Here is a 9462-nt window from a genome sequence, read left to right on the forward strand (position 1 = left end):
CGCAGCACAAGTCGCACCATTCTACCGGCCTGGGACCGCTATGCTGTAGGGCTTGCCCCGCCCACAGTGTTCCGCCCATGACCGTCGCCCACCCGACCGAACAGCGCAGCCCAGCCTCGGCCGACCGCCACGAACGCCGCGTCACCCCGTTCTCGTGGCTGCTGCTGTTGCTCGGCACCTTCGGTTTCGCCGCGTTCTGGGTGCTGTTCTCGGTCGCCTACGACCATCAGTTCAGCTGGATGGCGGTGATCGGGGCGCTCGACATCGCCTGGATGCTGCGCCTGGGCGGCTGGCGCCCTGGCGCGCGCCGGGCCGCGCTGGGCCTGTCCGCGACCGCGGTGATCGTGGTGGTGGCCAACTGGGGCATCGCCTCGTCCCAGGTCGGCGCCATGCTGGGGCTCGACCCCTTGGAGGCCGCGCCCAAGCTGGGCCCGCACTTCGCCTGGACCCTGATCCAGCTCGCCAACACCGGCACCGACCTGGCCTGGCTGGCCGCCGCCGCGGTGGTGGCGGTGGTGGCTTCGCGCTGAGCTTCGGCTTCCCTGGCTGTCTGGGGATTCGTCCTTTCACCGGAATTCTGCTCGGCCTTCGAGGCCGCAGCTCTGCCTGGGGTGAAGTAAGAGGTTGCGAATCCGCCACTGTAGGAGCGGCGTGAGCCGCGACCGCGGGACGCGCAGAAACGCAACACCGATGTTGCTCATCGAAGTAGCGTGCCGTCGCAGGGTAGGAGCGGCGTCCTACTGGACTTCCTACGGTCACAAGCCGCGACCACGTTGTTTCGGTCTTGCGGCGCAACGCTCATGCAAGATCAAGATCAAGATCAAGATCAAACGCCAAGAGCTTCCGCCACTAAAGCGGCGGGTTACTTTCTTTTGTCATAAGCAACAAAAGAAAGGTAACCAAAGAAAAATGCTTTTCTTTGAATCACAGGCCCGCACGTTCGATGCCGACGCAGGGATTTTTCATACGGGACATCCCTGTCCCGATGAAAAACGGCGCGCATCCTTGCGCGCCGCCCTCCGGGTCTTCGATTGCCTTCGCTAGTGCCAAACAACGCACAGCCACAGCAAGCAGCGACGCTACCGGGGTAGGAGCGGCGTCCTACTGGATTTCCTACGGTCACAAGCCGACTGCGTTCGTTCAGCCGCCATCGCCGGCCGGGATGGGCATCTATCTCAACCACGACGCCGTTGCCGTTGCCGGGGTTTTGATCTGCTTTGCCGCTTTGCCGGTCAAGTGGAGACCCGGAGGGCGCCGCACAGGACGTGCGGCGTTTTCCGATAGGACAGGGACGTCTTATCGGAAAATCCCAGCGCAAGCTGCGTGCTCGCAGGGGAGCTTCGTCAAGGAAAAGCCCTTTTCTTTGGTGACTTTCTTTTGGGGCTTTGGCCAAAAGAAAGTTACCCGCACCCTTTAGGGGGCGGAAGCTCTGCACTTGCTTATAGCTTCTTGAGAGGCAAGGTCAAGATCAAACGATAAGAGCTTCCGCCACTAAAGCGGCGGGTAACTTTCTTTTGGCCAAAGCCCCAAAAGAAAGTCACCAAAGAAAAATGCTTTTGTTTTGAATCACAGGCCCGCACGAGCGATGCCAACGCAGGGATTTTCATACGGGACATCCCTGTCCCGATGAAAAACGGCGCGCATCCCTGCGCGCCGCCCTTCGGGTCTTCTATTGCCTTCGCAAGTGCTAGGCGACGCACAGCAAAGACAAAAGCAAAGGGCAAAGGGCAAAGGGGCAAAACGATGCACAAACGCCGGCGGATGCAATCGCATCGCCGACCGGGACGGCCACTTCCCTACCCCACGCTCGCCCAATCCATCTCGCTCAAACACAGGGCGAACACGCGCGCGGCTTCTTCGATCTCGGCCACCGACATCGCGCCGAAGCCGAGCAGCAAGCCCGCGCAGGCGGGCGGCTGGAAGTAGTACGGGACGATCGAGTACAGCCCCAATCCCCGGCTCTGCGCATAGGCGATGAAGGCCTCGCCCTGGGCGACGCTGCGTTCGCGCAGCCACACGACCAAGTGCATGCCGGCGTGGGAATCGTCGATGTCGATGGCGTCGCCCGCCAGGCGGCGCAGGGCGTTCAGCAGGACGTCGCGGCGTTGTTTCAAGGTCTTCGCGGTCCGGCGCAGATGGCGTTCGAACCCGCCATCGGCGAGGAAGTGGGCCAGTGCGGCCTGCTCGATCGCCGGCGAGCCGAAATCGTCGACCCACTTGGCGCTGATCAGGTCGTCGCGCAAACCCGGCGGCGCGACGATGTAGCCCAGGCGCAGCGAAGGAAACAGCACTTTCGAGAAGGTGCCGGTGTAGATCACCCGGCGGCTGTCGTCGAGGCCGCACAGGGCCGCGTGCGGTTGCGCGTCGTAGCGGAATTCGCCGTCGTAATCGTCCTCGAAGATCCAGCAATCGTGGCGGCAGGCGTAGTCGAGCAAGGCGCGCCGGCGCGCCAGCGACATCAGCGCGCCGGTCGGGAACTGGTGCGACGGGGTCACGCAGATCAGCCGCGGCGGCCGCTCCGGCAGCAGATCCGTGCGCAGGCCCTCGCCGTCCACCGGCACCGGCAGCAGCCGAGCGCCATGGATCTGCAGGGCTTCGCGCACGGCGAAGTACTGCGGCTCTTCGATCACCACCTCGTCGCCTTCGTCGAGCACCACGCGCGCAGTCAGGCTGACCGCCTGCTGGGTGCCGGTGACGATCACGATGTCCTCGGGCCGCGCCTGCACGCCGCGGCGCAACGACAGGTATTCGCAGACCGCCGCGCGCAAGGCCGGCAGGCCCTGCGCGGTCGGGTAATGCGGCTGGGTATAGACCGCCGCGTGCGACAGCGCCCGCGCCCAGGCCGAGGTCAGCAGCGGATTGGTGAAAGGCACCCCGTACTGGAAGCTGTGCAAGGCGCCGGGCACCCGCCGGCCCGGCATCTGGGCGTGGTCGTGGTAGCGGCGCAGGCGCCGGGCATAGGCGCTCTGCGGCGCGACCCGCTGCGGCGGTTCCGAACGCGGCTGCACCGGCGCGCCGGGCATGGCGACATAACTGCCGGAGCCGACCCGCGCCTGCATGAAGCCTTCGGCGCGCAGTTGCTCGTAAGCGGCCAACACGGTATTGCGGGACACCCCGAGCTGCTGGGCCAGCAGCCGGGTCGGTGGAAACCGCAGTCCGGACGGCAGCCGCCCGGTCATCACCGCGTCCTTGAGCGAGCGGACCAATTGCCCGTGCAACGGTCCTCGGCCATCGAGCGGCAGGTACATTCGCGGCTCCGGATTGGCCCCCTCGGGCCGCCTGTGCGGCCGATATTGCCAAGCCAATGGGCCAGTTGCGAGGGCCGGACAGCGACTTGGTGCAGATCGGCACATGCGCCCGCCTACCTGGGCGCAACGCGTTCCGTGACGGCGTTGGCGCTCGCAGGCGGGCGGCGCCGATTGGCTCCTTCGAAGCCGGGATTATTGGCCCTCCAGATGCAGGCCAGGGATGGCTAGCTTAGGAGCCAACGAACGTGGCGCCTGCCCGCCACGCCTCCCGGACGAGGGTCGCATGAACCTGCAACATCACCGGATTCATTTCGCCGAGCATCTCGACCTGTCGCAGTCGGCCGCACGGCCGGCCCTGCACCTGGTCCGGGCCTCCGGACGCGCCGTCCAGCTCGACCTGCCGGCCGGCTGGCTGTCGCTGTGGCTGCCGTTGCGCGGACCGCTGCGCCTGGAAGCCGCCGACAGCATGTGGGAACTCGAACCCGGCCACCTGCAGATCTGGCGCGACGGCCGCTTGCGCACCAGTGCGCGCCTGCCGTGCTGGTGGTTGTGCCTGTGCGGCCCGGATACCGCCTGGCGCGGTTATCTGCAGACCGGCGCCGACAACACCACCGAAGAGTTGTTCCCCTGGGAGGGCCCGGCGCCGCGCGACGCGCAACGGCTGATGGTGCGGCTGGCGCGGCTCGCCGCGCAGCCCGCCGAGACCGGAGTCGGCGCGCCGAGCGCGCTCGGCGCCAATGGCGACGCGCTGTTGCGCACGCTGTGCGCGCTGCTGATCGATCAACAGCGCGATCTGCAGACGCGGCTGCCGCGCTGCAGCGGCCGCACCCAGCGCCGGCGCCAGCAGACCCTGCTGAGGCTGCTGCGCGTGCAGCACCTGATCCGGCGCCACCCGGAGATCCGCCTCGATCTCAACCGGCTCGCGCGCAGCGCCAACTACTCGCCCTGCCACCTGATCCGGATCTATCGCGAGGTGTTCGACGAAACGCCGACCGAATTCGCCTCGCGCCTGCGCTCGGACCGCGCCTGGCGAATGGTCCGCGAAACCCGCATGCCGGTGTGCGAGATCACCGAGGCCCTGGGCTTCGAGAGTCAGAGCGCGTTCTGCCGCGCCTTCAAGAATTCGTTCGGCCTCACCGCCACGCAGGCACGGCGCCTCGACCGGCAACTCGCGCGCGCCGCCGCCTAGCCGCCGCGCCACGCGGCGCAGCCGATGCTGCGCCGCACCGCCCGCTACCCTGCATCGATGTCGGACGCTGCGTTCTTCGCAGCGCCGACCCGCTCACTCCGCCAGGACCCTGCGCAATGACCCCTGCCCACCGCACCGCGCGATCGTTGCCGCTCTGGACGCTGACCGGCGGCCTGATCGCGGCCACGCTCGACATCGTCTACGCCATCACCTACTGGGGCATCACCGCCGGAGTGCCGGCGCAACGCATCCTGCATAGCGTCGCCTCTGGCCTGATCGGGCGCGACGCGGCGTTGGCCGGCGGCGCCTCGACCGCGGCGCTCGGGCTGACCCTGCATTATTTGATCGCACTGATCATGGCCGCGGTCTACGCCTATGCCGCGACCAAGTTGAGCTGGATGCTGCGCCGGCCGTGGCTGTCGTCGACCCTGTACGGCCTGTGGCTGTTCGTGGCGATGAATTTCATCGTCGTGCCGCTGTCGCGCGCCGGGGGCGGCGGCATCCCGAAGGACGTGCTGTGGATCGTGCTCAGTATCCTGGTCCACGTCTGCTTCGTGGCCTGGCCGATCGCCTGGTGCGTGGGCCGCGCCTTGCAACCGGGCGGCACCGCACGTGGCCGCTGAAGCCCTGCGTCCGGGCCGTACGGCGCTGTGGGTCGCCGCCGTCGCGCTGGTTGCGGCGAGCGGCGCGCTCGCCGCCGGCGGATTCGCCGGCGCCGATCCGAACAAGGCGGATCCCGCCCGCATCGCGGCGACGGCCCCCGACCCGCACGCGCTCCCGTTCCCGGTAGGCTATTCGCGCTGGACCCACATCAAGAGCGGCCTGATCACTTCCGGCCATGCCGCCTACCCTCGCTTCGGCGGACTGCACCATATCTACGCGAATGCCATAGCGCTCGACGGCTATCGCAGCGGGCGCTTCGCCGACGGTTCGGTGCTGGTCTACGACCTGTTCGAAACACGCGACAACGGCGACGCCACCATCGACCAGGGAACGCGCCGGCATATCGACGTGATGGTCAAGGACAGCGCGCGCTTCGCCGCCACCGGCGGCTGGGGCTACGCCGAATTCGCCGCCGGCGAACGCCGCGACCGCCTGCGCACGGCGCAGCGCGACGGTTGCGCCGCCTGCCATGCCAGCCAGAAAGACAATGACCAGGTGTTCAGCCGCTGGCGCGAGGATTCGGCGGCTGAACCTGCGCCGGCCAGACGGGACTGAAAGCAGCGCGTTGGAATCGGAAGCGCATCGAGACCGGCCGTCACCCAGCGGCACCGCAAGGTCTTTTCGCCTCTGTCTCTGCACCCTGATCTAGCCTCTGACCGCGACCGCGACCGTGGCTTCTGGCTTGGCTTTGGCGTGAGCCTTGCTGTGCGTCGCCTCGCGCTAGCGACGGCCATAGAAGATCCGGAGGGCGGCGCGCAAGGATGCGCGCCGTTTTTCATCGGGACAGGGATGTCCCGTATGAAAAATCACCGCGGATGCATCGAACGCGCGGGCCCTTGATTCAAGGAAATGCATTTTCTTTGGTTACCTTTCTTTTGTTGCTTATGACAAAAGAAAGTAACCCGCCGCTTTAGTGGCGGAAGCTTTGGGTTTGATCTTGATCTTGATCTCGTTCGATGAACGACGCGCCGTAAGGCCGCCACAGCGATGTCGCGGCTTGCGCCGCTCCTACCCCTGGCGAAAGCATGCCGCTTCTACGAATAGCGACGGCTTCGTTGTCTATGCGCGTTCGTGGTCGCGACTCACGTCGCTCCTACAGGGCTGCGGCCACGAAACGCCGCGAGACCGAAGCTGCGCAGTCGCGGCTCGCGCCGCTCCTACCCTGCGAAAGTCCGTCGCTTCGACGAACGGCGGCGGCCTTGTCGCCTCTGCAAGTCCCTTGGTCGCGACTTACGTCGCTCCTACAAGGGCCTTGCGGATACGAGGCAGGTTGAGAGATGCGGTCGCGGCTCGCGCCGCTCCTACCCTGGCGAAGGCGCGCCGCTTCGGTGGATGACGGCGGCCTTGTCATCTTTGCGCGTCCCGCGGTCGCGACTCACGTCGCTCCTACAGAGGCGAGAACCAGACAGCGTAGCGGCAGAACAGAGCGAAGAACCGATCAAAACCCCGGCACAGCCACCCGCATGGCCACCGCGGCCATCAGCCACGCCACTGCCGGCGGACTCAATGCCCGCCGTCGAGCGCCTTCAGCTCCGAGACCAGCGCACTGGCCATTTCCGCGCCGTCGCCGTACAGCATCCGGGTGTTGTCGGCGTAGAACAACGCGTTTTCGATGCCTGCAAAACCCGTGCCCTTGCCGCGCTTGATCACGATCGTATTCCTGGAATTGACCACGTCCAGGATCGGCATGCCGTAGATCGGCGAGGACGGGTCGGTCTTGGCGACCGGGTTGACCACGTCGTTGGCGCCGATCACCAGCGACACGTCGGTGTTGGCGAATTCGGGGTTGATGTCGTCCATGTCGGCGATCATGTCGTAGGGCACGCCGGCTTCGGCGAGCAGCACGTTCATGTGGCCGGGCATGCGGCCGGCGACCGGATGAATCGCGAACTTCACCTTGACCCCGCGCTCGGTCAGCTTCTGGGTCAGTTCCCAGATCTTGTGCTGCGCCTGCGCCACCGCCAGGCCGTAGCCCGGCACGATCACCACGCGTTCGGCGAAGGCCATCATCGCGGCGACATCGCCGGCCTCGATCGGCTTCTGGGTGCCGCTGATTTCCTGCGCCTGGCCGCCACCGCCGAAGTTGGAGAACAGCACGCCGCTGATCGGCCGGTTCATCGCCTTGGCCATCAAACGCGTCAGCAGCATGCCGGCCGCGCCGACCATGGTGCCGGCGATGATCAGCGCTTCGTTGCCGAGCACGTAACCCTCGAAGGCCACGGCCAGGCCGGTGAAGGCGTTATAGAGCGAGATCACCACCGGCATGTCGGCGCCGCCGATCGGCAGGGTCATCAGCACCCCGAGCAGCAGGGCCAGGACGAAGAAGGCGACGATCACCGGCACGTTGAGGGTCATCACCGCGGCGATGCCGCAGGCCACCATCGCCAACGCGATCAGGCCGTTGAAGATCTGCTGGCCGGGGAACACCACGCGCTTGTCCAGGCGCCCGTCGAGCTTGGCCCAGGCGATCACCGAACCCGACAGCGACACCGCGCCGATCGCCGCGCCGACCACCGCCAGCACCAGGGCGATGTTCGGCGTCTGCATTTCGATCACGCCGCGTTCGATCTGCGCGTGCAAGGGCTCGGCCGGCAGCCGCGCCGACAGGCGCAACAGCTCGACCGCGCCGATCGCCGCCGCCGAACCGCCGCCCATGCCGTTGTACAGCGCGACCATCTGCGGCATGTCGGTGATCGCGACCTTCTTGCCCGAGACCCAGGCCAGCGCGGTGCCGATGCCGACCGCGAGCAGGATCAGCCCCATGTTGTGCAAGTCGGGCTGGAAGAAGGTCGCCACGGTCGCGATGACCATGCCCGCGCCGGCCCAGCGGATGCCGCTGCGCGCGGTGACCGGCGAGGCCATGCGCTGCAGGCCCAGCAGGAACAGGGTGGCGGCGACCAGGTAACTGCACTTGACCAAGATACCCAGCCAGATCATGCGATCGCCTCCGCCGGAACCAGAGACTGGGCCCTGGGGACTCGCAGCAGCGCCGAGGGCGCCGCGACCCTCCGGAACTTCGGCTTCGGATATCGAGTCCCGAGCCCCGAGTCGCGGATCCCGCTGTCAAACGACCATCCGCTCATGCGCCACCCGCCTTCTTGCTGGACTTGAACATCTCCAGCATGCGTTCGGTCACCACGTAGCCGCCGGCCGCGTTGCCGGCGCCGAGCAGCACGGCGACGAAGCCGATGGCCTTTTCCAGGGTGGTCTCGGCATGCCCCAGCACGATGATCGCGCCGATCAGGACGATGCCGTGAATGAAGTTGGAACCCGACATCAGCGGTGTGTGCAGGATCACCGGCACCCGCGAGATGATCACGTGGCCGGCGATGCCCGCCAGCATGAAGATGTACAGCGCCACGAACCCGTCGCTCATCCGTTCTTTCCCCATGCGATGTCTGCCGCATCATAACCGCCCGTGAATGCGGCGCCAGCGTTGTCAACCGATCCGGCCCCGGGGCGTTGCCGGATTCCGTAAGCAATGCACATTCCACCGCACAGGAATCCCCATGCCGACCCCGTCCGACCCCAGCGCGCGCCCCCGGGCCGCGGCGCACTGAGGAGCCGTCCAGGTGTTGCAGCCGCCAGGCGCCCGTATGCTGGACACCGTGAGCATCGATGCCGATCCACGGGTCCAGGACATGCCGCCGCTGCCCGGAGACGGGCCGCCGGAGCCGGCCGCGCGCTTGCCGGCGACCATCGAGGCCTTCCTCGCCGGGCTGGGCACGCGGGCGTTCCGCTTCGCCGAGCTCGGCCTGCGCCACCGCGAGGACGCCCTCGACGCGGTCCAGGACGCGATGATGAAGATGCTGGCCTACCGCGAGCGCCCGGCCTCGGAATGGACCCCGTTGTTCTGGAGCATCCTGCGCAGCCGGATCGTCGACATCCAGCGCCGGCGGACCTTCCGCCTGCGCTGGCTGGCGCCGGCCGCGCGCGAGGACGACGCACCGCTGGACTGGGCCGACGACGGCCCGGATCCGCAGCGCACTCACGACGGCCGCGAAGCCTATGCGCGCCTGAGCGAGGCGCTGACCGGGCTGCCGCGCAGGCAACGCGAGGCCTTCAGCCTGCGGATCCTGGAAGAACTCGACGTCGCCACGACCGCGCGGGCGATGGGGTGCAGCGAAGGCGCGGTGAAAACCCATCTGTCGCGCGCGCGCGAAGCCCTGCAGCGGCAATTGGAGGAATGGCGATGACGACCCCGAACGCACGACCCACAGCGGGCCCCCAGCTTCACCCCGCGGCCGATCGCGACCAGCGGTTCGACCAGGCCATGCGCGCCCTGCACGCACGCGCCGTCGAGCAGGTGACCCCGCAGACCCGCGCCCGCCTGCGCACGATCCGCAGCGAGGCCGCGGCCGC

General features: G+C 67.3%; 9 protein-coding genes. 6 read left to right on the forward strand and 3 right to left on the reverse strand.

What is annotated here, in order from left to right; all coding sequences use genetic code 11:
• The first annotated feature begins 77 nt into the window (after positions 1 to 77).
• A complete protein-coding gene (locus ACSAMQ_RS09050; RefSeq protein WP_435395328.1) occupies positions 78 to 530 on the forward strand; it encodes a hypothetical protein in 453 nt (150 codons plus the stop codon).
• Positions 531 to 690: 160 nt separating this feature from the next.
• On the forward strand, positions 691 to 1044 hold the full coding sequence (locus tag ACSAMQ_RS09055; protein ID WP_435395329.1) for a hypothetical protein: 354 nt from the start codon (positions 691 to 693) through the stop codon (positions 1042 to 1044).
• Positions 1045 to 1796: 752 nt separating this feature from the next.
• Here the strand turns inward: ACSAMQ_RS09055 and ACSAMQ_RS09060 are convergent.
• On the reverse strand, positions 1797 to 3248 hold the full coding sequence (locus ACSAMQ_RS09060; RefSeq protein ID WP_435395330.1) for a PLP-dependent aminotransferase family protein: 1452 nt from the start codon (positions 3246 to 3248) through the stop codon (positions 1797 to 1799).
• A 283-nt stretch (positions 3249 to 3531) separates the two neighbouring features.
• Here ACSAMQ_RS09060 and ACSAMQ_RS09065 point away from each other — a divergent pair, with 283 nt between their 5' ends.
• The 3 genes from ACSAMQ_RS09065 (at position 3532) to ACSAMQ_RS09075 (ending at position 5655) form a co-directional block, all read left to right on the forward strand.
• Entirely contained in the window at positions 3532 to 4437 is a 906-nt protein-coding gene (locus tag ACSAMQ_RS09065; protein ID WP_435395331.1) for a helix-turn-helix domain-containing protein, read from the forward strand.
• 116 nt (positions 4438 to 4553) lie between these two features.
• Positions 4554 to 5060: a hypothetical protein gene (locus ACSAMQ_RS09070; protein WP_435395332.1), complete on the forward strand. Its 507-nt coding sequence runs from the start codon at positions 4554 to 4556 to the stop codon at positions 5058 to 5060.
• Positions 5050 to 5655, forward strand: coding sequence for a cytochrome P460 family protein (locus tag ACSAMQ_RS09075; protein ID WP_435395333.1), 606 nt, complete (start codon positions 5050 to 5052; stop codon positions 5653 to 5655). The genes ACSAMQ_RS09070 and ACSAMQ_RS09075 overlap by 11 nt, the downstream gene beginning before the upstream one ends.
• Before the next feature lie 948 nt (positions 5656 to 6603).
• On the opposite strand, the gene ACSAMQ_RS09080 is transcribed toward ACSAMQ_RS09075, so the two are convergent.
• Entirely contained in the window at positions 6604 to 8037 is a 1434-nt protein-coding gene (locus ACSAMQ_RS09080) for an NAD(P)(+) transhydrogenase (Re/Si-specific) subunit beta (protein WP_435395334.1), read from the reverse strand.
• A gap of 142 nt (positions 8038 to 8179) precedes the next feature.
• Positions 8180 to 8476: an NAD(P) transhydrogenase subunit alpha gene (locus tag ACSAMQ_RS09085; protein ID WP_435395335.1), complete on the reverse strand. Its 297-nt coding sequence runs from the start codon at positions 8474 to 8476 to the stop codon at positions 8180 to 8182.
• 265 nt (positions 8477 to 8741) lie between these two features.
• Here ACSAMQ_RS09085 and ACSAMQ_RS09090 point away from each other — a divergent pair, with 265 nt between their 5' ends.
• Positions 8742 to 9296, forward strand: coding sequence for an RNA polymerase sigma factor (locus ACSAMQ_RS09090; protein WP_435395337.1), 555 nt, complete (start codon positions 8742 to 8744; stop codon positions 9294 to 9296).
• Positions 9297 to 9462 lie beyond the last annotated feature (166 nt).

It is taken from the genome of Lysobacter sp. 1R34A, assembly GCF_051217035.1.
Lineage (GTDB): Bacteria > Pseudomonadota > Gammaproteobacteria > Xanthomonadales > Xanthomonadaceae > Lysobacter.

Bases quoted from the DNA above. Each gene is read 5' to 3' on its own strand.
- ACSAMQ_RS09050 (WP_435395328.1), top strand. From the start codon at position 78: ATGACCGTCGCCCACCCGACCGAACAGCGCAGCCCAGCCTCGGCCGAC.
- ACSAMQ_RS09055 (WP_435395329.1), top strand. From the start codon at position 691: ATGTTGCTCATCGAAGTAGCGTGCCGTCGCAGGGTAGGAGCGGCGTCC.
- ACSAMQ_RS09060 (WP_435395330.1), bottom strand. From the start codon at position 3,248: ATGTACCTGCCGCTCGATGGCCGAGGACCGTTGCACGGGCAATTGGTC.
- ACSAMQ_RS09065 (WP_435395331.1), top strand. From the start codon at position 3,532: ATGAACCTGCAACATCACCGGATTCATTTCGCCGAGCATCTCGACCTG.
- ACSAMQ_RS09070 (WP_435395332.1), top strand. From the start codon at position 4,554: ATGACCCCTGCCCACCGCACCGCGCGATCGTTGCCGCTCTGGACGCTG.
- ACSAMQ_RS09080 (WP_435395334.1), bottom strand. From the start codon at position 8,037: ATGATCTGGCTGGGTATCTTGGTCAAGTGCAGTTACCTGGTCGCCGCC.
- ACSAMQ_RS09085 (WP_435395335.1), bottom strand. From the start codon at position 8,476: ATGAGCGACGGGTTCGTGGCGCTGTACATCTTCATGCTGGCGGGCATC.
- ACSAMQ_RS09090 (WP_435395337.1), top strand. From the start codon at position 8,742: ATGCCGCCGCTGCCCGGAGACGGGCCGCCGGAGCCGGCCGCGCGCTTG.